Annotated in this window: 19 protein-coding genes; 14 read left to right on the forward strand and 5 right to left on the reverse strand. The window is 74.7% G+C overall.

Annotated features, from left to right (window positions below):
• Positions 1–10 precede the first annotated feature (10 nt).
• The 9 genes from ACIQAC_RS35085 to ACIQAC_RS35125 all read left to right on the forward strand — a co-directional run bounded on the left by ACIQAC_RS35085 (position 11) and on the right by ACIQAC_RS35125 (position 10706).
• Positions 11–652: an HAD family hydrolase gene (locus tag ACIQAC_RS35085; RefSeq protein WP_402198481.1), complete on the forward strand. Its 642-nt coding sequence runs from the start codon at positions 11–13 to the stop codon at positions 650–652.
• Complete coding sequence (locus ACIQAC_RS35090; RefSeq protein ID WP_402198484.1) at positions 649–1161, forward strand: HIT family protein; 513 nt, start codon at positions 649–651, stop codon at positions 1159–1161. Before ACIQAC_RS35085 ends, ACIQAC_RS35090 begins: the two co-directional genes overlap by 4 nt.
• Complete coding sequence (locus tag ACIQAC_RS35095) at positions 1158–2195, forward strand: HAD family hydrolase (protein ID WP_402198486.1); 1038 nt, start codon at positions 1158–1160, stop codon at positions 2193–2195. The genes ACIQAC_RS35090 and ACIQAC_RS35095 overlap by 4 nt, the downstream gene beginning before the upstream one ends.
• Complete coding sequence (locus ACIQAC_RS35100) at positions 2192–3634, forward strand: glycoside hydrolase family 3 N-terminal domain-containing protein (protein WP_402198488.1); 1443 nt, start codon at positions 2192–2194, stop codon at positions 3632–3634. The genes ACIQAC_RS35095 and ACIQAC_RS35100 overlap by 4 nt, the downstream gene beginning before the upstream one ends.
• Positions 3631–4773 (forward strand): hypothetical protein, encoded by a 1143-nt coding sequence (locus ACIQAC_RS35105; RefSeq protein ID WP_402198490.1) that lies wholly within the window; start codon positions 3631–3633, stop codon positions 4771–4773. The genes ACIQAC_RS35100 and ACIQAC_RS35105 overlap by 4 nt, the downstream gene beginning before the upstream one ends.
• A 227-nt stretch (positions 4774–5000) precedes the next feature.
• On the forward strand, positions 5001–5546 hold the full coding sequence (locus ACIQAC_RS35110; protein ID WP_402198493.1) for an SRPBCC family protein: 546 nt from the start codon (positions 5001–5003) through the stop codon (positions 5544–5546).
• An 86-nt stretch (positions 5547–5632) separates the two neighbouring features.
• Positions 5633–7234, forward strand: a complete 1602-nt coding sequence (locus ACIQAC_RS35115; protein ID WP_402198495.1) for a class I adenylate-forming enzyme family protein — start codon at positions 5633–5635, stop codon at positions 7232–7234.
• On the forward strand, positions 7231–9234 hold the full coding sequence (locus ACIQAC_RS35120; protein ID WP_402198497.1) for an FAD/NAD(P)-binding protein: 2004 nt from the start codon (positions 7231–7233) through the stop codon (positions 9232–9234). Before ACIQAC_RS35115 ends, ACIQAC_RS35120 begins: the two co-directional genes overlap by 4 nt.
• A gap of 71 nt (positions 9235–9305) precedes the next feature.
• Entirely contained in the window at positions 9306–10706 is a 1401-nt protein-coding gene (locus ACIQAC_RS35125) for an adenylosuccinate lyase family protein (RefSeq protein WP_402198755.1), read from the forward strand.
• Here the strand turns inward: ACIQAC_RS35125 and ACIQAC_RS35130 are convergent.
• The 4 genes from ACIQAC_RS35130 to ACIQAC_RS35145 are packed head-to-tail and all read right to left on the reverse strand — an operon-like array spanning position 10703 to position 16709.
• Entirely contained in the window at positions 10703–12046 is a 1344-nt protein-coding gene (locus tag ACIQAC_RS35130; protein ID WP_402198499.1) for an MFS transporter, read from the reverse strand. The two genes, ACIQAC_RS35125 and ACIQAC_RS35130, sit on opposite strands and share 4 nt — an antisense overlap.
• Positions 12043–12699 (reverse strand): hypothetical protein, encoded by a 657-nt coding sequence (locus ACIQAC_RS35135; protein WP_402198501.1) that lies wholly within the window; start codon positions 12697–12699, stop codon positions 12043–12045. The genes ACIQAC_RS35130 and ACIQAC_RS35135 overlap by 4 nt, the downstream gene beginning before the upstream one ends.
• The gene (locus ACIQAC_RS35140; RefSeq protein WP_402198504.1) at positions 12692–13855 is read right to left on the reverse strand and encodes a hypothetical protein; all 1164 of its coding nucleotides are present in this window, start codon (positions 13853–13855) and stop codon (positions 12692–12694) included. Before ACIQAC_RS35140 ends, ACIQAC_RS35135 begins: the two co-directional genes overlap by 8 nt.
• Before the next feature lie 55 nt (positions 13856–13910).
• Complete coding sequence (locus ACIQAC_RS35145; RefSeq protein ID WP_402198505.1) at positions 13911–16709, reverse strand: AAA family ATPase; 2799 nt, start codon at positions 16707–16709, stop codon at positions 13911–13913.
• 332 nt (positions 16710–17041) lie between these two features.
• On the opposite strand from ACIQAC_RS35145, the gene ACIQAC_RS35150 reads away from it, so the two are divergent.
• Complete coding sequence (locus ACIQAC_RS35150; protein WP_402198507.1) at positions 17042–17629, forward strand: TetR family transcriptional regulator; 588 nt, start codon at positions 17042–17044, stop codon at positions 17627–17629.
• An 802-nt stretch (positions 17630–18431) separates the two neighbouring features.
• Here ACIQAC_RS35150 and ACIQAC_RS35155 read toward each other — a convergent pair.
• Positions 18432–18767 carry a LysR family transcriptional regulator gene (locus ACIQAC_RS35155; RefSeq protein ID WP_402198509.1) on the reverse strand — a complete coding sequence of 112 codons (336 nt, stop codon included), beginning with the start codon at positions 18765–18767 and terminating at the stop codon, positions 18432–18434.
• 350 nt (positions 18768–19117) lie between these two features.
• Here ACIQAC_RS35155 and ACIQAC_RS35160 point away from each other — a divergent pair, with 350 nt between their 5' ends.
• The 4 genes from ACIQAC_RS35160 (at position 19118) to ACIQAC_RS35175 (ending at position 22996) form a co-directional block, all read left to right on the forward strand.
• Positions 19118–19732 carry a ScbR family autoregulator-binding transcription factor gene (locus ACIQAC_RS35160; protein ID WP_402198511.1) on the forward strand — a complete coding sequence of 205 codons (615 nt, stop codon included), beginning with the start codon at positions 19118–19120 and terminating at the stop codon, positions 19730–19732.
• 168 nt (positions 19733–19900) lie between these two features.
• Positions 19901–20671, forward strand: coding sequence for an HAD-IA family hydrolase (locus ACIQAC_RS35165; protein ID WP_402198512.1), 771 nt, complete (start codon positions 19901–19903; stop codon positions 20669–20671).
• On the forward strand, positions 20668–21870 hold the full coding sequence (locus tag ACIQAC_RS35170; RefSeq protein WP_402198514.1) for a hypothetical protein: 1203 nt from the start codon (positions 20668–20670) through the stop codon (positions 21868–21870). The genes ACIQAC_RS35165 and ACIQAC_RS35170 overlap by 4 nt, the downstream gene beginning before the upstream one ends.
• A gap of 94 nt (positions 21871–21964) precedes the next feature.
• On the forward strand, positions 21965–22996 hold the full coding sequence (locus ACIQAC_RS35175) for a polysaccharide deacetylase family protein (RefSeq protein ID WP_402198516.1): 1032 nt from the start codon (positions 21965–21967) through the stop codon (positions 22994–22996).
• The last annotated feature ends 215 nt before the right edge of the window (positions 22997–23211 follow it).

The following is a 23211-nucleotide window of genomic DNA, read 5'->3' on the forward strand; positions in this document are numbered from 1 at the left end:
GAGGCCTGCCATGTACCGAGCCGCGCTGTTCGACCTCGACGGCACGCTCATCGACACCGAGCCACGCAGCCGGGCCGCCTGGTCGCGGCTCCTCGCCCGTCACGGGGTCGGGGCCGGCGGCCCCTCGGTGGACGACTTCGCCGGCCGCCCGCCGCGCGAGGTCCTCCGCGAGCACCTGCACTGTTTCCCCGGGCACGGCGTCGAGGACCTCATCGGCGAGGTGCAGCGTTATGTCGCCGGGCCGGACATGCCCGCCGCACCGCCGGTGCCCGGTGCCCTCGCCTTCGTCCGCCGGCTGAGCAGCGCGGGCGTGCCCGTCGGGGTGGTGACGTCGGCGCCGCGCGAGTACGCCGTCGCCGAGCTGCGCGGGGCCGGCCTGCTCGGCCTCCTCGACACCCTCGTCACCTGCGACGACGTGCGCGCGGGCAAGCCCGACCCGGAGGGGTACCTCACCGGGTGCCGCACGCTGGGCGCCGCACCGCACGAGACGGTGGTCTTCGAGGACGCCCCCGCCGGTGTCACCGCGGCCAAGCGGGCCGGCGCGTACTGCATCGCCCTCACCACGAGCATGAGCGCGCGGTCCCTGGCGCACGCCGACCTCGTCATCGCGGACCTGACCGAGGCGACCTGGCCGCTGGCGGCCGCCGCATGACTGCCGCCGTCCACGACGACTGCCCGTTCTGCCAGATCGCCGCCGGCACCCTGCACGCCGAGGTGCTCCACCGGGACGAGGCGACGATCGCCTTCCTCGACCGCACCGCGGTGATGGAAGGGCACACCCTGGTCGTCCCGCGCGCGCACGCCGCCAACCTGTGGGAGATCGGCGAGGCGGACGCCGCCGCCGTGATGCGCACCGTCCACCGGACGGCGCGCCTCCTGCGGGACGTCCTGGCGCCGGACGGACTGACCCTGTTCCAGGCGAACGAGGAAGCCGGCTGGCAGGACGTCTTCCACCTGCACGTGCACCTGGTGCCCCGCCGTACCGGCGACCCGCTGCGGCGGCCCTGGTCCGCGCGGCCCGCCGACCCGGCCGAACTCGCCCGCACACGGCAGCTGCTGCTGGGCCGCCGCGCGCCGGCGACGGCCGCCCACGGCACCACCGCACCACCCGCCCCCGCCCCCGCCCCCGCCCGGGCAGCCGGGCGCACAGAGTCAGGATGAGGATGGGAACCCTGGAACGTCCCCGGCTCGTCGCCACGGACCTGGACGGAACGATCGTGCGCGAGGACGGCACGATCTCCGCGCGCACCGTCGCCGCCTTCACCCGCGTCGCCGACCGCGGCAGCCGCTTCGTCCTCGTCACCGGGCGGCCGCCGCGGCTGATGGGACCGGTCGCCGACGCCTTCGCGCACCACGGCGTCGCCATCTGCTCCAACGGCGCCCTGATCTACGACCTGCACCGCCGCACGGTCCGCAGCGAACACGCCATCGCGCCCGCGGTGGTGGCCGAGGTCGCGCGCCGGCTGCGCGCCGCGCTGCCCGGGCTGGGTCTCGCCGTGGAACACGCCCACCACCTGGTCGCCGACCCGTCCTACGAACCCGGCGACTGGGACCGCGGCGCGGAGATCGTCCGCGTACCGCCGCAGGAACTGCCGGCGGGCCCCGCGCCCAAGCTGATCGCCCGCCACCCCCTGCTGGGCGCCGACGAACTGCTGGCGAGGGCCGCGCCCCTCGTCGACGACCTCGTCACCGTCTACCACTCCAACGGGGAGCGGCTGATCGAGGCGGTCGCCCCCGGGGTGAGCAAGGCGTCTGCGCTGGAGCGCCTCGCCGCCGAGCTGGGTGTGTCGGCGGCGGACGCCATCGCGTTCGGGGACATGCCCAACGACCTGCCCATGCTGGCGTGGGCGGGCACCTCCTACGCGGTCGCCAACGCCCATCCCCGCGTCCTGGCCCAGGCGGATCACGTCATCGGCAGCAACGAGGAGGACGCGGTGGCCGGTGTCCTGGAGCGGTTGTTCGCCGGCGCTCCCGCCGGTTCTGCCTCCGCCGGAGCCGCTGCTGCTGCTTCCGCTTCCGTTCCGGCGGGGGCGGTTCCCGCCGGTTCCGGTCCCGCCGAAGCCGAAGCCGGAGCCGGAGCCGCTTCCGTTGCCGCTCCCGCTCCCGCTCCCGCTCCCGCAGGGGTCGTTCCCGCCGCACCGCCGCACGCGTCCGCCCGAGCCGACTCCCCCGAAGAAGCGCAGGTGTCCCCATGACCTCCCTCGACGACCTGATCCGTTCCTGCCTGCTCCCGGCCGTCTCCGGCAGCGGACTGACCCCGTGGCTGCGCCGGCAGCTGGAGACCGGCATGCCCGGCGTGCTGGTACTGCCCGGCGCCGTCCCCGCCGGCCGCACCGACGCCGCCGTGCTGGCCGGCACCGTGCACGGCCACGCCGAGGACCTCCTGGTCGCCGTCGACGAAGAGGGCGGGGACGTCACGCTCCTCGACCACGCCGAGGGCAGCGCCTACCCCGGCAGCCTGGCCCTGGGCGTCGCCGACGACCTGGAGCTCACCGCCCGGGTGGCCACCGCCATGGCCGAGGACCTGGCCGCCGCGGGCATCACCTACAACCTGGCCCCGTCCCTGGACGTCAACAGCGACCCGGACAACCCGATCATCGGCGTCCGGTCCTTCGGCAGCGATCCCGCCCTCGTCGCCGCGCACGGCAGCGCCTACATCCGGGCCATGCAGAACGGCGGCATCGCCGTCGCCGCCAAGCACTTCCCCGGCCACGGGGCCACCGTGAGCGACTCGCACCACAGCCTGCCGGTCGTGCCGATCGACGCCGACACCTTCCGCGCCCGCGAACTGGCCCCCTTCGCCGCGGCCGTCGCCGCCGGCGCCAAGAGCCTCATGGCCGGTCACGTCCTCTTCCCGGCCGTCGACCCCGACGCCCCGGCCTCGATGAGCCGCACGATCCTGCACCACCTCCTGCGCACGGAATGGCACTACGACGGTGTCGTCGTCGGCCCGGCGGTGGCCATGGCGTCGGCCCACGGCCCGGACGCCGTGGCGGACGCGGCGGTCCGGTCGCTGCGGGCCGGGGCGGACCTGCTGCTGCTCGGCGGGGCCGACCCGCAGCCCCTGTGCGACATCATCGTCGCGGCGGTCCACGAGGCCGTCCGCGGCGGCGTACTGGACGCCGACGACCTGGCGCGGGCGGCCGGGCGGGTCGCCGCGCTGCGCTCGTGGACCGGCGCCGCCCGCCGCTCCCGCGGCGTCGGCCAGGAAGCCGCGGCCCGCGCCGCCCGGTCCACCGGCGATGTCGTGCTGCCCGGCCCCGCCGTGGTGGTCGAGCTGCGTGAGGACGCACACAGCCAGGTCGGCGGCGCGCACTGGAGCATCGCCGAGCCGCTCGCGGCCCTCGGGCTGACGGCGGCCCGGATCACCGTCGGCCCGTCCGGCGACGGCCCCGAGGAGGTCCTGGCCACCACCGGCTCCACCCCGCTCGTCCTCGCCGTCCGCGACGCCTACCGGCACCCGTGGCAGCGGACCTGGCTGGACCGGGCGCTCGCCCTGCGTCCCGATGCCGTCCTGGTCGCCGTCGGCATGCCCGACGACGCCGCGCTCACCGACACCGCCAGCATCACCACCCACGGCGCGGGCCGGGTCAACACCCGTGCGGCCGCGGACCTGCTGGCCGGCCGCCCGTGAGCGACACCCCCCGGCCCCCGGACCACGAGGTCCGCCTGTCCGTCGTCGTCATGTCCCACCCGCGCCGGCTGGACACCGCGCGCCGTCTCGCCGCACGGCTGGGCCCGTCCACCCGCGTCGTCCTCGACCCCGAGCCGCTGGGACCGCCCAGCGCCCTGCGGACCGCGCTGCTCGCCTGGCGGCAGTGCCCCGACGCAACGACCCATCACGCCGTGCTCCAGGACGACGTCCTGCCCGTCGCCGACGCGCCGCACCGCATGCGGCAGGCCGCCGCCGAGCACCCGGACACGGTGCTCACCTTCTACGCGAACTCCATCAGCTGGAACGGCGCCGCCGCCCGGGCGGCCGTCCTGTCGGGACACACCTGGCTGCCGCCCGTGCGCGGCGAGTACTTCCCGACACTCGCCGTGGTGATGCCCTGCGCCCTCGCGCACGCCTTCGCCGACTACGCCGAACGGCACGAACAGAGCGACGACGACGAGGTGCTCGCCCAGTTCCTCGACAAGACCCGCGCCCCTGCGCTGCTGCGCGGCCCGTCCCTGGTCGAACACCTCGACCTGCCGAGCCTGTCCGGCTACGACGACGATCCGATCGGGCATCCGGACCAGTACCAGAGCGTGCGCCGCTCGGTCTGCTTCCCGCAGCAAAAGTCGCCGCCCCTCTCGCCGGCGCCGCTGAGGGAACTGGCCGCCTGGCCGCACTTCTCGCAGCGCCGCGCACTGCTGCGGCTGCCCTCCCGCCTGGGCCGCGACCGCTGGCAGACCCAGACCCGTACCGCCCAGCTGCGCCTGCTGGGCCTCCGGCCGGACGAGCACCACGCCCTGGCCGAAGCCGCCTACGAAGAGCTGGAGGCCCTCCCCGAACCCGGCCGCACCGCCCGGCGGTTCCTGCGCGAGACGGCCCTCGCGTCGATCGCCCTGGGCGCCGTCGCGTCCCGGGCGGCGCCGGACTCCGCCGGGCCGGTCCGCAACGCGCTCACCGATACCGCGGTCAGCAGCCTGCTCGACGCCGGCTTCGGCAAGAAGGCCGACGTCACCCGCTGGCAGGGCTCGTGGGAGGTCCTGATGGACCTGGCCTGGAAAGGCATCGCGCTGGGCCGCGCACGGGGCATCGAGGCCCCTCCCCGCCCCTGGACCTGACCGGTCGCAGCACCAACACCGGCCTCCCCTGCACGGCTTCGCCGTGCCTCCTCCGGGCATGCCCTGGACCGACCCCCGGGCCGGGGACGTCAACAGCCCCCGGCCCGGGGGCTGTTCGTGTCCGGGAGGGGCGGGTCCCGGGTGCGGGCCGGGGGTGTGAGGGGACTTGACGGATGCGTCAGGCGCGCTCTCGCCGCCGGTGTGCGGCCGGGGCGAGAGTTCCTGACATGACTCAGACGGTGATCAACTCAACGCCCCTGTTCGAACTGCGGGCCTCGATCCGGGTCGCCGCCGATCCGGCGACGGTCTACTCGGTCGTCAGCGACCTTCCCCGCAGCGGCGAGTGGAGCCCCGAGTGCCAGGGCGGCCGGTGGAGCGTCGGCGAGCCCGGCGCGGTGGGCTCCGTGTTCCGCGGCGAGAACCTGCGCGCCGAGTCCGTGGTCGGCTGGGCCCCGCTGGTGCGCGGCACCTGGTACACGGAGGCCAAGGTGGTCCGGGCCGAGCCCGGCGTCACCTTCCGGTGGATGATGCTCACCCACGCCGGCGAGGACCAGCAGAGCGTCTGGGGTTTCGACGTGGAGGCCGACGGCGCGAGCGGCAGTGTGCTCACCCACCACTTCCGCATGGGGAAGGCCACGGCCGGTATCCACAAGATCGTGGAGGACCTCGACGAGCCGGACCGGGTGCGGTTCGTCGACGAGTGGACCAGCAAGCTCGCCGCCGACCTGGACTCCACACTCGGCCGGATCAAGGACGTCGTGGAGAAGCAGTAGCCGCCCGCGGCCGCCGTGCCGGGCGCCCCGGGGCCGCCCCGCCCCGCGCAATTCGACGATCACCTTCGCATCGAAACGGAGCCAGCGTGTTTCTCCAGCGGATAGGCAACAGGGGCATACGCCTCGGGACGCTCTTCGACCGCGCCGCCAGGCGTCACCCCACCAACACCGTCACCCTCGACCACGACCTCGACATCGCGCCCGGGGCCGGCCGCCGGCTCACCCTGGTCCAGCTCGCCGACCTGGTCGACGACTTCGCCTCGCGGCTGTGGGCCGCCGGGGTGCGCCCCAAGGACCACGTCGTCGTGCACAAGAGCGACGGGTTCGACATCTCGCTGCTCGCGGTCGTCGCCGCACGGATCGGCGCCATTCCCGTGCTGCTCTCCCCCAAGCTGGACGGCGCCACCGTCACCGAACTGCTGCGCCGCGTCGGCTCCCCCTACCTCGTCACCGATCAGGCCAAGCTCGACGGCGAACTGCCCCACGAGGTCTTCGCCCTGTCCCGGTCCGTGCTGCTGACCTCCGGCACCCACCCCGAGGCCACCACCCTCGCCTCACTCGCCGGCGCCGAGCGCGTGCCCGCGGTGGCCATGCCCGCCACGCACCCCACGCTGGTCACGCACACCTCGGGCACCACGGGCATCCCCAAGCTCGCCGTGCACACCGGGCGCAGCTTCCAGGCCCGCTACCGGCCGCAGGCGACGGTGATCAAGGCGATCCTCGGCCGCCGCGAACCGGTGGCCATCCATGTGTCGTTCGTGCACTCGCGGATGTTCACGGCGATGCCCATCTCCCTCCTTCAGGGGCACCCCCTGATGATCCTCGGCGACGACGAACCGGAGTCGGTGGCCACGCTCTTCGGCCGCACGCCCCCCGGTTTCATCGAGGCCCACCCCAACACCTTCCTGCGCTGGGAGGTCCTGGCCGACGACCCGCGCCGGCCGCTGGCCGGGGTCAAGTACTTCAGCAGCACCTTCGACGCCATCCACCCGCGCACCGTGCACCGGCTGCTGCGGGCCTCGCACCGCCGCAAGCCGCGCTTCGCCCAGGCCTACGGGCAGAGCGAGGTCGGCCCGATCGCCGGCCGCACCTACGCCCCCAAGGACGGCGCCTCCTTCGACGGCCGCTGCGTGGGCGTCCCCTTCCCCGGCATGACCGGCGTGCGGGTCGTCAGCCGCAACGGCGAACCGGTCACCAAGACCAACCCGGGCTTCATCGAGGTGCGCAGCGACGGACGGATCGTCACCTACCTCGGCGAGCACGCCCGCTGGCAGAAGCAGGTCAACGACGGCTGGTGGCGCATGGGCGATCTCGGCTACCGCACCAGGCGGGGCTGCCTGCACCTCCTGGACCGGGAAGTGGACGAGATCCCGGGGGTGAGCAGCACGCTGGAGATCGAGGACCGGCTGTTCACCCGTCTCCCCGAACTCATCGAAGTGATCATCGTGCACGGCAGGGACGGCCGCCCGCAGCCGGTGATCTCCACCCGGGACGACAAGCCGCTGGACCGGGCCGCCTGGGACGCGGCCGTCGGCGACCTGGTCGAGATGGCGGCGCCCGTCCAGTGGCGCCTGAGCGACCTGCCGCAGACGGCGACCACGAAGATCAAGCGTCTCGAACTCGCCCGTCTCATCGAGTCCGGCGTCACCGGGATCTCCCCCGACACCGGCAAGGACGTCTCCGTATGACCGGCCGGCAGAGCACCCACCGGGCCAGGGAGGTCTGCGTGATCGGGGCCGGGCCGCGCGGACTGTCCGTGATCGAGCGGCTGTGCGCGAACGCCCGCGAGTCCGCGGCCGCCGGACGGCTCGTCATCCACGTGATCGATCCGGCCGCCCCCGGCGCGGGTGCCGTGTGGCGTACCGACCAGTCCCGCCATCTGCTCATGAACACCGTGGCCTCGCAGATCTCCGTGTTCACCGACGAGAGTGTGCGGATCACGGGGCCGATCGAGCGCGGTTGCAGCCTCTACGAGTGGGCTCAGGAGGTGGCGGTGCTCGGCGCCACCGGGACCGGCACGGGCCACGACGAGCAGACGCGTGCGGAGGCGCGTGCGCTCGGGCCCGACAGTTACCCCACCCGGGCGTTCTACGGCGCCTATCTGCGGGACTGCTTCCGGCGGATCGTGGACCGCGCCCCGGAGCACGTCACGGTCCGTGTGCACCGGGCGCGGGCGGTCGCGATGGCCGACACGCACGGCATTCCCGGCGGCCCGCAGGGGGTGCGGCTCGAGGACGGGGTCCGCCTCGACGAACTGGACGCCATCGTGCTGGCGCAGGGGCATGTCGGTGCCAGGCTCACCCCGCGCGAGGCGCGGGCGGCCAGCCTGGCGCGGATCCACCACCTGACCTACCTGCCGCCGGCCAACCCGGCCGACCTCGACCTGAGCACGATCGGGGCCGACGAGAACGTACTGCTGCGCGGGCTGGGCCTGAACTTCTTCGACCACATGACCCTGCTCAGCGCGGGGCGCGGCGGCGTCTACGAGCGGGTGGAGGGCCGGCTGCGCTACCGGCCGTCCGGGCGGGAGCCGCAGCTGTTCGCCTTCTCCCGGCGCGGAGTTCCCTACCACGCGCGCGGCGAGAACGAGAAGGGCGCCGCGGGCCGCTACTTCCCCCGGCTGCTGACGGCCGGTCACATCGCCGAACTGCGCCGGCGCCGGCGCAACGGTGAGGCCATCACCTTCAGCAGTGACCTGTGGCCGCTGATCGCGCGGGAGGTGGAGTCCGTCTACTACGCGACGCTGCTGTCCGCACTCGGCCGGGCGCCGGAGCGGCAACGGTTCACCGACCGCTACCTGGGCCTGCCCGCCGGCCGGGACGCCGGCCCGCTCCTGGACGAGTACGGCATCGACGAGGAGCGGCGCTTCAGCTGGGAGCGGCTGTCGCGGCCGTACGGGGACCGGGAGTTCGCCTCCCGCGAGGAGTTCACCGGGTGGCTGCTCGGGTATCTGGCGGCGGACGTGGCCGAGGCGCGCTGCGGGAACGTCAGCAGCCCGCTCAAGGCGGCCCTCGACGTGCTGCGGGACCTGCGCAACGAGGTGCGGCTCGCCGTCGACCACCAGGGCCTCGACGGGGACTCCTACCGTGACGAGCTGGAGGGCTGGTACACGCCGCTCAACGCGTTCTTGTCGATCGGCCCGCCGGCCTCGCGGATCGAGGAGATGGCGGCGCTGGTCGAGTGCGGTGTGCTGACCGTCCTGGGCCCTCACACGCAGGTGCTCGTCGATCCCGGCGGCAAGTCGTTCGTGGCCGCGTCCAGTGCGGTGCCCGGGCCCGCGGTGCACGCCCAGGTGCTCATCGAGGCGCGGCTTCCCGAGCCGGACATCCGGCGCACCCACGATCCGCTGCTCCAGCACCTGCTGGACACCGAGCAGGCGGCTCCCTATCTGATTCCGAGCCGCAACGGCGGCTGGTACCAGACGGGCGGGCTCGCCGTCACCGAGCGCCCCTACCAGCTCCTGGACGCCCGGGGCCGGGCGCATCCGCGCCGCTTCGCCTACGGCGTGCCCACGGAGTCCGTGCACTGGGTCACGGCCGCCGGGATCCGTCCCGGCGTCGACTCCGTCACGCTCGGGGACTCGGACTCGATCGCGCGCGCCGTGCTGGCGCTGGCGCCCGCCGCCCGGGTTCCCGCCGCGGTGCGGCCGGCGGCGAGCGACACCGAGCTGTCGGGGGTGCCGGTGTGATCGGCGACGTGACCGCGCAGGCGGGTGCGCAGGCGCCGCAGGGGCGTGCCGCCGACAGCGCTGCCGGGCGGCTGGACGATGTCGGGCTGCTCAGTCCCGTACGGGCGGGAACGGCCGTCGAGGAGATGACCGGGGACCGTGCGTGGCTCCAGGCCATGCTGGACGCGGAGTCGGCGCTGGCCCGCGCGCAGGCCCGGCTCGGGACGCTGCCGGCCACGGCGGCGCGGGTCATCACCGAGACGGCCCGGGCGGACCGCCTGGATCTGCGCGCCATCGCCCTGGCCGCGCGGGAGAACGCGAACCCGGTGGTCGCACTGGTGCAGGCGCTCACCCGTGAGGTGCGGGCCGTCGATCCGGCCGCGGCCGAGTACGTGCACCGCGGGTCGACCAGCCAGGACATCTTCGACACCGGTGCCATGCTGATCGCCCGCGCGGCTCTGCTGCGCACGCAGCAGGACCTGCGGCGCTGTCTCGCCGCTCTGGAGCGGCTGGCCCGCGGCCATCGCGACACGGTGACGGCCGGCCGCACCCTGGCCATGCACGCGGTTCCCACGACGTTCGGTCTGAAGGCGGCCGGCTGGCGCCAGTTGGTCGCCCAGGCGGTGGCCCGGGTCGACGCGCTGGCCGGCGGCGGCCTGCCGGTCTCCCTGGGCGGGGCGGCCGGCACCCTGGCCGGCTACCTCCAGTTCGCGGACCTGGACGGCGCCGGCGGCCAGGGCGGCCCGGGCGGCTACGCCGAACGCCTCACCCGGGCCTTCGCCGAGGAGACCGGGCTGAGTCCGGGAGAGCTGCCCTGGCACTCCTTGCGGACACCGCTGGCCGACATCGCCGCGACGACGGCGTTCGTCACGGGGGCGCTCGGCAAGATCGCCGTCGACGTGCTCGGGCTGGCCCGTACGGAGGTCGGTGAGGTCGCCGAGCCGGGCGGCAGCGGCCGCGGCGGCTCGTCGGCGATGCCGCACAAGCGCAACCCGGTCCTGGCGACGATGATCCGCGGCGCCGCGTTGCAGATGCCGTCGCTGGCAGCGGCCTTGCACCTGTGCCTGCTCAGCGAGGACGAGCGGTCGGCCGGTGCCTGGCACGCCGAGTGGCTGCCGCTGCGCGAATGCCTGCGGCTGACCGCGGGCGCCGCGCAGACGGCCGTGGAGCTCCTGGAGGGCCTTCAGGTCCGGCCGCACCGGATGCGCGACAACCTCCACCTGACCGGCGGTCAGGTGGTGTCGGAACGTATCGCGGCGGTGCTGGCCCCGCTGCTGGGGCGGGCGGCGGCCAAGCAGCTCCTGTCCGAGGCCGCGCTGTCCGCCGAGCGCACCGGTTGCCCGCTCGCCGAGGTCCTCGGCCGCCGCCCGGAGGTCGGTGCCGTCCTGACCCGCGAGGCGCTCGCGGACCTGTGCGAGCCCCGCCACTACACCGGCGCCGCGGGCGAGCTGGTCGACCGGGCGCTCGCGGCCGGGCCGCACGGTGCCGGCTAGCCGCCGGGCGCCCGGGCGGGCACCGGCCCGCCCGGACGGCCGCCAATCCCACCGGCCGGCTGCCGCCCGGCCTGCCGTGCGCCGCCGTCGGCAGCGCGCGGCGGGCCGGGGGCGGCCGCTGCCGGTCCGGTCGGCAGCGGTTCGCGCCAGACCTTCACCCTGCCGGCGGCGAGTACCACTCCCGGCAGCAGGAGCAGTCCCGCGACGACCAGCGCGGAGCCCAGGCCCATGAGTTCGGAGAGCCAGCCGATGAACGGCGGGCCGAGCAGCACGCCGAGGTGTCCGAGGGAGGCGACCTGGGCCACGTTGCGGGCGGTTGTCCTGGTGGCGCCGGACGGGTCGGCGCCCAGACGGCCGGCCGCGCTGGAAACCAGCGGGTCGAGAATCGACACGCCGGCGCCCACCACGGCGAAGCCGGCCACGGCGAGCCAGGTCCAGGGAGCCAGTACCGCGACGAGCATGCCGGCGACGGCGAGCCAGGCGAAGCCGCGCAGCAGCAGCGCCTCCCCGTAGCGGCCGGCCAGCCGGTCCCCGACGAGGCGGACGAGGACCAGTGCCGCGCTGAAGCCCACGTAGCCCAGCGACGCGATGCCCGGTGCCGCGTCCCTCTCGCTGTGCAGGAAGACGGCGCCCCAGTCCTGCACGCCGCCCTGCACGACCAGGCAGCACAGGCCCATGGCGCCGAGGACGACCACGTCCCGGCTCCAGCCGCCGCGCCGCCCGCGCCTCTCGTGGCCGGCGCCGGGCCCGGCGCCGGTGCTGTGGGCGGGCGGTTCCGCCAGCAGGTCGCCGGCGGTCGCCGCCGACAGCACCACGCAGACCACCGCGACGACGAGGTACTGGACGCCCACCCCGGCGCCCGCCCACGCGAAGGCCGCGCCGCCGCAGGCACCGGCCAGCGCACCGAGGCTCCATGCCGCGTGGTAGGCGTTCATCCGGGTGCGCCCGGACGAGGCCTCCACCCGGACGCCCTGGGTGTGCATCGCCACGTACAGCAGGGCTCCGATGACGCCGTAGCAGCACAGGGCCACCACCAGGGCGGTGACGCTCTGCGCGTAGCCGATCGCGGCCAGGGAGAGGGCCGTGCCGGGCAGGCACAGGCGCACCACGGTCCGGCTGCCGAGCCGGGCGAGGAGGGGGGTGGAGACCTGCATGAACAGCAGGCCGGCCACCACGGGGGCCGCGAGTACGGTGCCGAGGCCGCCGGTGCTGAGCCCCGCCGACTCCTTGACCGTGGCGATGCGCGAGAGCCAGCTGGCCAGGATGAGGCCGTCCAGGGCGAAGGTGAGGACGGTGGCCCGGTGCGCGGCGGCCACCGGCCCGTTCGCGGGCCGCTTCACAGAGCGACCGCCACGGCGTCGACCAGCACGGAGCGGTACAGGGTGTCCAGTTGCACGGCCAGCGGGCCGTCGATGTGCGGGGTGAGGAACCGGGACTGGGGCACGGTGCGCTGGTGCAGTCCGAGGGCGGCCGGATTGAGCCGGGTCGAGCAGGGCAGCACCATCGGCCGGCGGGGGCCTTCGATGCGCGGGGTGCGCTCGGCCGGGGCGCGCAGGCAGTAGTCGAGTACGGCCTCGCGCCGGTCGGCCTGTGCCAGGACGCTCTCCAGGTCGCCGTCGGTCACGGAGGCGGAGCCGCTGGCGGCGGCCCAGGCCACCGAGCGGGAGACGAACGGCACGGGCAGTCCGTCCTCGTGCAGCAGCACCGCGGGGGCGAGCAGGCTGCGCGGTGTCAGCAGTTCGCAGCCGTGCACGGTGAGGGTCGGCACGCCGAGCAGCGGGCTGGGGCGGCCGGACACGACCATGGCCACGCTCGCGGGTACGGCGCCCGGTGTGCCGCGCATGGTGGCCTCGTCGGCTCCGCAGGTGGGGCACGGCTCGACCGCGACCAGGGTCATCGACTCCGACGGTGCGGACAGCAGGAGGACCGCGGACTCGCGGCGGGCCATCGCGGTGACCGACGCGCGCAGCTTCCGCGACAGGGTCTCAGCCACAGGTCGCCTCCAGGGGCGTGCCGGGCAGGGCGGGTTCGGCGGCCGGTGTGTGCGGGCCGAAGCCGGCGTCGGTGCGGCCGCGGTCGAAGGCGTCCAGGCCCAGTTCCCGCAGCGTCTCGCGGTCCGCCGCGCTCAGGTGGGCCCGGTCCGCGGCGGACAGGCCCGAGGCGATCCAGGAGTCGAGTGCGGCCCGCAGGTGGGGGGCGGGCCGGCCGGTGCCCGGCCGGTGGCGGCGTACGTCGGCGCCCAGGAGGTAGCAGGCGGCCCAGAACTCCAGGGCCAGGTCGGCGCGGGGTTCGCGCCGGCCGGACAGCCGCCAGGTCTCGGCTATCCGCTCGCGGTCGGCGCCGATCAGGGTGCACCAGTCGTGCCAGGGCCAGCCGAAGGGGTGTTCCACCGGCTCGACGGCCAGCGGGCGCACGGGGCGGATCCGGCAGGCCGAGTCGGCCATCTCCACCGCGTAGTCGAGCGGTCCGGGACCTGCGGCGGCGTCGGGGGGGCAGGGGTGCGTCCAGTGGTCGTGCGCGAGTGCGGGGTCGGGGTGGAAGACGACCGCGTGGCGTATGCCGTGGCCGCCGTTGCCCGCGAGGCTGAGGTCTCCGCCGTGGTCGAGGAGGTTGGGCACGGTGGCGACCACGTCCAGGCCGTAGGCCCTGCGGAAGGGGGTGACCATCTCGTCGTCGTCGCGCAAGTGGTCGGGCAGTCCGGCCAGATGGGCGGCGAGGCCGGCCGCCGCCGCCACCGGCAGGGCGAGGCCGAGGGTGGGGGTGTACTCCAGCGTGGAGAGTTCGGCGAAGGGCCGGCCCCATGCGGCGGCCTGCCGCACCCGGTAGGAGTTCTGCGAGCTGTTCCAGTTGACGTAGAGGCTGACGCCCTGGTGGGGGCGGGCGGCGACGGCCCGCCGGAGCAGTTCCGCGAAGCCGGACACCGGGCGTACGTCGTCCTGGATCACGATGTGGTGCGTGGCTCCGGGGGCGATGGCCGCCCAGGCGCGTTTGGCCGTGCGCAGCGGGCTCGGCGGTCCGTCCGGGTCGGGGTCGGTCACCACACGCGGTGCGAGCCCGGCCAGCGCGTCGAGCAGGCGCGGGAGTCGGTCGGCGCGGGAGGGGTGGTGCATGACGACGGTGCTGAGGTGCAGGCCTGAGGATGCGGCCATGGGTCGTGTGCTCCTAACGCCGGGCTGACGGGGTGCGGGATCGACGGGTGGCACGTCACTGGTCACCGGGGGCGACGGGGGCGAGCGGGCGGCGGCCCGCCGGCTCGCCCGCGTCGGTGAGCCGGGCGGCGAGTTCGCCCCGGCCGGAGACCTTGAGCTTGCGGTAGACCCGGGTGAGGTGCTGCTCGACGGTGCTGACCGTGACGAAGAGGCGCTCGGCGATCTCCAGGTTCGTGTCGCCCATGGCCGCCAGTTCCGCGACCCTTCGTTCGGCGCGGCTGAGTGTCCCGGGGACGTCCTGGGGGACGGCCGGTTCCAGGACGTGCCTGAGCCGGTCGAGCAGGGGTGCCGCGTCGCAGGACTCGGCCACGGCCCGGCCCTGGCGGCCCACCGCGTGCGCGCGCCGGGACTCCCCCGTCGCGGCGTACACCTCGGTCAGGTCGGTGAGTGCCTGGGCCAGTTCGTGGTGGTGGTGGTGGCGGCGCAGCACGAAGGCGGACTGGCGCAGCAGTGCCGCGCGGGCCTGCGGCGGCTCGGTGGCGGCCAGCAGCCGCAGGGCGGTGCCGTGGGCGCGGGGGGAGACTTCCAGGCTGAAGCGGGCGAGTTGTTCCTCGACCAGGGCGCGGGCCCGGGTGCGCTCGCCCGCGCCGAGCAGGGCCTCGGCGAGTCCGTTGCGCCAGTCGGCGAGGCCGGGGGCGTCGAGGTTCCAGGACGTCGCCAGGCTCTGCACGGCCTGGTAGTCGGACAGGGCGCGGGCCAGGTCGCCCTGCTCGGCGTGCAGCCGGGCGCGGGCTTGCAGGTAGGTGAGGGAGTAGCGGCTTCCGGCGACCGCGGCGAGCGGTACGTCGAGCAGGGCGAGGGCCTCCTGGCGGCGGCCTCGGGCGGTGAGTGCGAGGATCAGCGCCCCGACCGGCTGCCCCAGCGCGATTCCCCACGACGCGGGGGCGAGGAGTTCCAGCGCGTGGCGCGCGTCGTGGGAGGCGGCGCGCAGGTCGCCCCGGCGGACGGCGATCTCGGCGCGCAGGGCCAGCAGCCGTGCCCTGAGGGCGGGTTCGGCGCCGGGCGGCACACGGTCGAGGAGTCCGTCCACGTGCTGCGCAGCGAGTCCGGTGCCTTCCGTGTACACGAGGGCCAGCAGGGCGGGCTCCGCGGCCTCGAAGGTGTCGCCGGGCGAGAGGGCTCCCTTCGGCGGCAGTCCGGCGAGCAGCCGGGCGGCCTCGGTGGCCGCGTCGACGGCGCAGTTCTGGCGCAGTACGTCGTGCAGGGCGCGTATCGCGTCGATGCGCCGGCCCTGCTGGATGGGGGTGAAGGCGGGTGCGCCCCACCCGTCGGGCGGCACGGCGAAGGTGTCGCGCAGCGCCGGGTAGGTGGTGTGCAGCCAGTGCTGGGTGAACTCCGCCTCCTCGGTGGCCCGGTGGTCGGCGCGCAGGACGGCCGGGTCGGTTCCGGCGAGGAAGACCCGGGCGCGTTCCGGGCGCCCGAGCCAGGCCAGTGTCCGGGCGAGGAGCAGCGCGTCCGAGCCGGCCAGTGCGGGGGCCGAGGAGAGTTCGGTGATGTGCTGGGCCGCAAGGGCGGGGTCGCCGGGCCAGCGCACCCGGATCAGGGCGCAGGTCAGCCGGTCCGTCTCGCCCGGGTCGGTGGCGATGTCCCGGGCGAGGGTGAGCAGTTCGGCCGCCCGCGTCCGCTCGCCGTCCGTGGCGTGGGCGGCGGCGGCGGACTCCAGCAGGGCGGCGGTCCAGGGCGGGCGGGGCGGGCCGGCCGCGGCGATGTGCGCGGCGAGGTCCTTGGCGGACCGTCCCGCGTTCTGCCCGATCCGTACCGCGCGCAGGAAGAGTTCGTTGCGTTCCCGGGGGTCGAGGTCCTCCAGGACGGCGGCGCGGGCCGCCGGGTGTACGAACCGGTCGTGGTGCCACAGTCCGCTGCGGTGCAGCAGTGCCAGGGCGTGCTGTCCCGATCCCGCGGCCAGTCCGGTGAGTTCCTCGACGTGCTGCGGGTCCCCGATGACGGCGAGGCCCTGTGCCGCGCGGCGCAGGGCGGGGCCGCCGCGGTGCAGCAGGGTCCGTGCGGCCCTGCGGTAGGCGATGGCCGGGGCCGGCCAGCCGGCCGCCGGGCCGGGCGTCGCGGTGGCGTCGTGCGCCCTGAGGTCGTCGACGAGTCCGGCCAGCAGCAGCGGGTTCCCGCCGGACGCGGCGAGGAGTTCGTCGACGGCCGGGGCGGGTGCCTCGCGGCCGGTGCCGCGTTCCAGGATGCTGCGTACGGCCGCCCGCCCCAGGGGGTTGAGCCGCAGGTCGTGGGTGTGCAGCTGGCCGAGCAGTCCGGTCCAGAACTCCGCGGCCTCGGTCTCGACGGTGTCGCGCCGGGTCAGGATCATCAGGAGCCGCACGCCCCGTGCCCGCCGTGCCACCTGGAGCAGTACGGCGGCGGAGGTCGCGTCGATGAACTGGGCGTCGTCGACGGCGATCACCAGTGGCTGGCGCCGGGCCGTCTCCAGCAGGAGTTCGGCGGCCTCGCGGCCCAGGCGGTGCGGGTCGTCCCCGTCGGCCGTCGGCGGCCTGCCGAGCGCCTGGGTCAGCTGGTCGCAGACCCTGAGCGCCGCGGGATGCGGGTCGGTGACGGCGCCGGCCGTCAGCACGCCCTGTCTCTCGGCCCGTTCGGTGAAGGAGTCCAGGAGGACCGACTTGCCGAGCCCGGGTGCCGAGGAGACGACGACGACCGAGCCCTCACCGCGGCGGGCCGCGTCCAGTTGGGAGGACAGGGCGTCGAGCAGGGCCAGGCTGCCGGTGCCGGTGCCGCGCCCGGCGGCGCCCGGTGCCGGCGCGACGCCGAGGGGCAGCTTTCGCGTGACCAGTGCCATGCCGTGCCTCCCCGTGGATCAAGCGTTCGGACACCCCCGGCAGCGATGGGGCTACCTCAGAAAATCATTCCTCCGTAAAGGTTTCAAATTTCATCGGAGATTCCGATCGGGTGTGCCTGATCCCGACCAGAGGTGCCGGCGGGGCGGTCGGGGCGTTCGGCCTGCGTGCGGCGGCGGGTCGCGCACCGTCGCACCGCCGTGCGCGACCCGTGCGCGGCAGGCATCAATACCGGCCGTTCCGCGCCGCCTTGCTCAGTCGGCTTGCACTTTCGGCCCCCAAGCAGAAAAGATTCCACCCCAAAGGATTTTTTCTGCGCGTGCAGGAGGGCCAAGTGAAGCAGGACCGGGCGCGTCGCACACATGCTCTCGTTCTCGACGCCGCCGCCATCGAGTTCGCCGCCCATGGCGCCGCCGGATGCTCGCTGGATCGCGTGGCCGCACGGATCGGCCTCACCAAGGGGGCCCTGTACGGCCACTTCGCGTCCAAGGCCGCCCTCAAGGCCGAGCTGCTGTCGCAGTTCGAGTCGGCCTGGCGCGAGCTGCTCGACCGCGCCGACGCCTCCGCCGAGTCCGCGCTCGACGCGATGGACACCCTTCTGACGGGCCTGACCCAGCGGCTGGGGCACGATCCCCGGTTCGGCTGCGGTATGCGGCTGATCACCGACGAGGCCCAGGTCGAAGGGCGGCTCCCCCCGCAGTACCCGGAGTTGCGCAACCTGATCACCCGGCTGGCCGCCCGGGCGCAGCAGCAGGGCGAGCTCGCGCCGGAACCCTCGGCGGAGACGGTCGGCGACTCGATGCTGGCCATCCTGGTGGGGGTGCGCCACACCACCGCGAGCAACCAGCCCGACCAACTGGTCACCAGGGTGGCGAAGCTGCGCGACATCCTGCTCAGCGACCGCTCGGCCGCCCCCGGCTGACAGCACACCCGCCCTCCCCCGCGGGGCGCGCACGGCCGGGGGCCGCCCGGAACTCTCCGGCGGCGACCGGCCGGTCCTCGCCGGCGGGGACCGGCCGGTCGCCGGCCGTGCACACGGGCCCGCACCCGGTGCGCCCCTGCACGCGGCGAGTTGCCCCCGGCGGGCGTCGCGGTGTGCGCGGCGGGCGCGGTCCACGTTGCCGTGCGCGGCGGGGCGCCTGGTCCACGATCCCGCACGCACGGCGGGCTGCCGGCCGACGTTCCGGTGTGCACGGCGAGTTGCCCGGCCGCGTCCCTTGCGCGCTCAGAGCGCTGCCAACGTTCCCGTGCGGCGAGCTACCGGCCGGCGTTCCCGCGCCCACGGCGAATGCCCGGCCGGCGTTCCCGCGTGCGCGGCAAGTGCCCGGCCTGCGTTCCCGTACGCACAGCGACTTTCCCCGGCCGGCGTTCCCTTGCGTGTGCCGGTGGCCGGCCCGCGTTCCCGTGTGCCCGGTGAGGGGTCGGCCGGTATCCGGGGTGTCGGGCCGTCGAAGCCCCTGCTTTCCGCACCCGGTTGGCGCCGCCCGGCGGCGCGGTGGCCGTCCGGGCCGACGGCCGCGGCCGGCCTCGGGCCCGGTCGCCGTGGCGCCGCCGGCCTCGGGTCCAGTCGCCGTGGCGGCGTCGGCCTCGGGCCCGGTCGCCGTGGCGGCGTCGGCCTCGGGTCCAGTCGTCGCGGCGGCGTCGACTTCGGGCACGGTCGCCGTGGCGCCACCAGCCTCGGGCACGGTCGTCGCGGTGTTGTGGTCCGAGGGGTGTCGGGGTGCTCAGACCCTGCGCAACGACCTCAGCTCGGCCTTCTGGTCGTGGCTCTTGGCGCGGCCCGCCCTGCCGCCGCCGCCCTGTAGTTCGCGGATCTCGCGCTGGGCGGTGTCGACGACCGCCAGGATGTCGTCGACGCGGGTCTGCAACAGCAGTCCCGCTTCGGTCAGTTCGACCCGGCAGCGGCCTCGCCGGCGGAAGAGTTCCACGCCCAGCGACCGTTCCAGCTGCTGTATCTGGGCCGTCATCGTGGACTGCGCGCAGTGCAGCTTCGCGGCGGCGCGGGTGAAGCTCAGCTCCGCGGCCACCACACGAAAGGCTTTCAGATGGTGGAACTGCATGGCCGGCCGCCTTCCGTCGTGATCGCGTGGGCCGCCGGAGCAGCACGGGGCGGGAAGGCCGCCGGCCCTTCAGAAGGCCTCGATCGGCGCCGCACGGTCCGGCTCGCCGAGAGCCGGGGTGCGACGGAGCAGGCAGTGGCTCTCGGCTCCCGCACCCGGTGCAGGAAGGGAAGCCGGGCTCGCGGATACCGGCCGTTCGAGATCACGGTTCCCCCAAACCGTCGCCCCCGGAAGGGGGAAATCGGGCTCCGTTCCGCACTGGACGGAGCCGCGCTCACAGGGAGAAAATAAACCTACGCAGAGGTATATTGCAATGGCTCATCGACTCGGACTCCAGGGAGAGCTCGCGCATGGCACCGTCCTCCGGCCGGCCCCTCAAACCACTCAAGCAGGAGCGGGCGCTGCGCACACGCAGCGTGATCCTCGACGCGGCGGCCGAGGTCTTCGCCAAGGAGGGGTTCGCCTCGGTCACGCTCCAGGACGTGGCGGAGCGCGCGGGCCTCACCAAGGGAGCGCTCTACTTCCACTTCTCGAACAAGGAGTCCCTGGCCACCGAGATCGTCAACATCTACCTGGCCCGCTGGCCTCCCCTGATCAAGTCGATAGAGGAGGCGGGCATGTCGCCCCTCGACACGCTGATCGAGATCCTGGACCGGGCGGAGGAGGCCTTCCGCGGCAATGTCATGATCCAGGCCGCGGCCCGGCTACAGATCGAGCGCTCGCTGATCCACGCCGACCTCCCGACGCCCTACACCAGTTGGGTCACCACGCTGTCGGAGGTGACCCAGCGCGCGAAGGACGCCGGCGAGCTCCGCGAGAACGTGGACCCGCAGGCCGCGGCGCGCTTCATCGTCTCCTCCTTCTTCGGCATGCAGCACGTCTCCGACGTACTGACGGGCCGCGCCGACCAGCGGGCACGCTACGAGGAGATGCGCGACCTGCTCCTGGAGGGCATCCGCGCCTGATCTGCGCGGCGCCCGGCCTTCCATCACATTTCCCGATCACACTTGAAAACCTTTCCGAAGGAATGATTCCCTGAAGGGGCAGCCTTCCTCTTCAGCGGCGTCGAGAGGTCCTGGGCCTGCATGTGCCGGCCCGTGTCGGCATCCGCTGACATCCGAAGGGACTTGCTCATGGTCACGTCCGCCTGGTCGGGGAGCGCAGTGCTCTTCGACCTCGACGGGACTCTCATCGAGTCGATGCCCACGATCGAACGGCACACCCGGCTGTGGGCGGCCCGGCACGGCCTGGACCCCGAGCACACGCTGGAGATCTGGCACGGACGCCGGGACAGCGACGTGATCGCCGAGCTGGTCGGTGCCGGACTCGTCGAGGCGGAGCTGGCCTGGATGCGGGACATCTCCTGCCGGGACGTCGCCGGGATCACCGCGCTTCCCGGCGCGGCCGGCCTCCTGGGCCTGCTGCCCCCGCGCTCCTGGGGCATCGTCACCTCCGGCGAGCGCGACGTCGCCCGCGCCAGACTCGCGGCGGCCGGTCTGCCGGTCCCGGACGTCCTGGTGAGCGCGGACGACGTGACGAAGGGCAAACCGGACCCGGAGGGCTATCTGCGCGGGGCGCGGCTGCTCGCGGTGGACCCCGCCGACTGCCTGGTCGTCGAGGACGCCGCCACCGGAATCGACGCCGCGCTGTCGGCCGGCATGTACGCCGTGCTGCTGGCCGGCGAGCCCGCCGACTCCCCCGCCGCCCTGCGGCTCAGCACCCTGCTGCACATGGAGGTCGAGCCCTCCTCCGCGCCCCTGGTGCGGCTGCGGTTCGAACCGGCCGGGTCCCTGCCCGCCGCGGGCCGGCTCCTCGAGACGGCGGGCCCCGCACGCCGCGGCGGCGGCGCGCCCGTGCCGCGGCAGGACCTGGAGGCCGTCGGTTCCGGGCGGGCCGCCTCGTGAGCGCGTACGGGCCCGCCTGGGGTTCCGGGCCGGCCGACGTCCTGCCGGCGCAGCCGCCGTTCACCCCTCCCCGCGCGGAGCGCCACCTGGCCGGCACTCCGAGCACGGCCCGCGTGGTGAACGACCGCGCGACGCTCACGACGCTGTTCACCAGGGCGCGCACCATCGCCGAGATCCGGGCCCTGACCGGCGTGTCGAAACCCACCGCCTACCAGTCCGTCGCGCGGCTGCACGCGCTGGCACTGGCCGAACCGGTCCCCGACTCCGCGCGGCCGGGGGCCCACTCCCCCGGTCCGCCGCCCCAGCAGTTCCGGATTCCGCCGGGGACCGCCCCCTTCGCGGCCGTGTCCCTGGCGGGCGGCCGCCTCCAGGTCCGGCTCGCGGACGCGGCGGGCCGGCTGCTCGGCGAGAGCGACGGTGCCACCGCGCCGGCCGCCTCCCCCGTCACCGCCGACGACGTGTGTGCCGCCCTGGCGGCGGCCTGCGCGAGCAGCGGGCTGCTCCCCGCGCAGCTCGACGTGGTCGTGGTGGCAGCCCCCCTGCACCTCGCCGAGGCCCTGGGCGCTTCCGCGCACGGCGCGCTCGCCGACCGGGCCGGCACCGACGTACAGGTCGTCATCGACGCCGACTCGGCCGCCACCGCCGCACACGACCTCGACCCCGCGGCCCGGACGGACACGTATCTGTTCGTGTGGGCCGACGCGGAGATCCTGCTCTCCGGCCGTCTCCAGGGGCGTCCCGTCAGCGGATGCTCCGGCAGCAGTCTGGCCCGCCGCACCGCGCGGTTCTTCGATGGGGTGGACACGGCCGCGCTGGACGAACTGCGCCGCACGGCGGCCTGCCCCGCCCGGAACGCCGGCTCCCTTCCCGGCGGGACTCCCGGGGCGCCGCCGCCGGGCGGCGCACGCACCCTCGCGGCGCAGCTCGCCCTCGCCCTGGCCGGCCCCGCGGCGTTGCTCGACCCGCGGACCGTCCTGCTGGCCGGGCCCCGCTTCGGGTCCCTCGCCCCGGTCCTGGCGCCGCTGGTCCAAGAGGAGTTGGAGCAGCTGATCCCCGCACCACCCACCGTCTGCGCAGCCGGCGTGCCGGGTGACGCGGTCATGGCCGGCGCGCTGCGCCAAGCCCTCACACACGTGCGCGGCCGCCTCGTCGGGAGCATCGACGAGGGTGCGGCGCAGCGCATGCCCCGGTACGCCTGAGTCCGCCGGGCAACCGCACAAACCCCCGCCACACCCGTACCTCCCCGTGTTCCACTCCGCCACTCGTCAACACCTCCAAAGGTTGGTAATCACCATGCTTTTCGCCGGAGTCTCCTGGTCGGCCGACGGATTCACGGTCGAGGTCATCGACGACGCGGGACAGCCCGCCGCCCCCTCCCGTCAGTACGACGCGGCCCACGTCGGCGACCTCATCGCCGACCTCATCGCCCTGAAGGGTTCTTCGCAGGGGCAGCTCAAGACCGTCGTGGACAGCACCAACGGGCTGATAGACGGCAGCCTTTCGGTCGCCGGCCTGGAGGTCTACCGCGCCGACCCGCACGTGCTGGGCCTGCGCCCGCCCTTCGGGTCGGTCGGCGCCGCGCAACTGGCCGAGCTGGGCCGCCGCCCGGTCAAGGCCGAGCTGCCCCGGCTCTCGGTCAAGGACGGCACCCTGCGCGGCCGTATCCCGGAGCTCGAGGACGGCTGGTACCTCATCCAGGAACGCATGGACGACATGGCGTCGGCCGGTACGCTGCTGCGCCACGGATCCCGGGACACCGACACCGTCGCGCTGAGCTTCGACGACGGACCGCACCCGCTCTACACCGGTCAGGTCCTCGACGTCCTCGCCCGCTACGACGTGCCCGCGACCTTCTTCTGCACCGGGCTCAGCGTCAACGCCCTGGGCACGGACATCGCGCGGATGGCGGAGGCCGGCCACTGCGTGGGCAACCACACCTGGTCGCACCCTTATCTGCCCGACCTCACACCCTCCGAGCTGCGCGAGCAGGTCGAGCGCACCTCCGACGCCATCACCCGCGTCACCGGCGAACGGCCGGACCTCATGCGCCCGCCCTACGGGTCGCTGACGCCCCGGGTCATGGACATGTGGACCGGCTTCGACGAGAAGATCGCGATGTGGGACGTCGAGGTGGACGACTGGGCGATGCCGGGCGCCGACATCATCGCCGAGCGGGCCCTGTCCCAGGCCCGGCCCGGCTCCGTCATCCTGATGCACGACGCCGGCGGTGACCGCTCCCAGACCGTCGAGGCCCTGCCGGCCATCATCGAGGGCCTCCTCGAGCGCGGCCTCAAGCCGGTCACCATCCCGGAGATCGCCGTCTGACGCGCCGCGGAAGCGCCTGCGCGGCACGGCGGAGCCCCCGGGGTCGGACCCCGGGGGCTCCGCCGTGCCGCGGGCCGCGGGCCGCGCACCGGCACCCGTCCGGGCCGGGTGGACCGTCCGGGCCGAGTGGACCTGTCCGCCTTCCCGACTCCCCCTCCAGATGTTCTTGAGGCGTCATCGGGCGACTCACGACGGAAACAAAAGCCGGGGCTTTC

It is taken from the genome of Streptomyces sp. NPDC088387 (genome assembly GCF_044753385.1).
Taxonomy (GTDB): Bacteria; Actinomycetota; Actinomycetes; order Streptomycetales; family Streptomycetaceae; genus Streptomyces.

Bases quoted from the DNA above. Each gene is read 5' to 3' on its own strand.
- ACIQAC_RS35110 (WP_402198493.1), top strand. From the start codon at position 5,001: ATGACTCAGACGGTGATCAACTCAACGCCCCTGTTCGAACTGCGGGCC.
- ACIQAC_RS35160 (WP_402198511.1), top strand. From the start codon at position 19,118: ATGGCACCGTCCTCCGGCCGGCCCCTCAAACCACTCAAGCAGGAGCGG.
- ACIQAC_RS35100 (WP_402198488.1), top strand. From the start codon at position 2,192: ATGACCTCCCTCGACGACCTGATCCGTTCCTGCCTGCTCCCGGCCGTC.
- ACIQAC_RS35120 (WP_402198497.1), top strand. From the start codon at position 7,231: ATGACCGGCCGGCAGAGCACCCACCGGGCCAGGGAGGTCTGCGTGATC.
- ACIQAC_RS35145 (WP_402198505.1), bottom strand. From the start codon at position 16,709: ATGGCACTGGTCACGCGAAAGCTGCCCCTCGGCGTCGCGCCGGCACCG.
- ACIQAC_RS35095 (WP_402198486.1), top strand. From the start codon at position 1,158: ATGAGGATGGGAACCCTGGAACGTCCCCGGCTCGTCGCCACGGACCTG.
- ACIQAC_RS35140 (WP_402198504.1), bottom strand. From the start codon at position 13,855: ATGGCCGCATCCTCAGGCCTGCACCTCAGCACCGTCGTCATGCACCAC.
- ACIQAC_RS35085 (WP_402198481.1), top strand. From the start codon at position 11: ATGTACCGAGCCGCGCTGTTCGACCTCGACGGCACGCTCATCGACACC.
- ACIQAC_RS35090 (WP_402198484.1), top strand. From the start codon at position 649: ATGACTGCCGCCGTCCACGACGACTGCCCGTTCTGCCAGATCGCCGCC.
- ACIQAC_RS35175 (WP_402198516.1), top strand. From the start codon at position 21,965: ATGCTTTTCGCCGGAGTCTCCTGGTCGGCCGACGGATTCACGGTCGAG.
- ACIQAC_RS35155 (WP_402198509.1), bottom strand. From the start codon at position 18,767: ATGCAGTTCCACCATCTGAAAGCCTTTCGTGTGGTGGCCGCGGAGCTG.
- ACIQAC_RS35165 (WP_402198512.1), top strand. From the start codon at position 19,901: ATGGTCACGTCCGCCTGGTCGGGGAGCGCAGTGCTCTTCGACCTCGAC.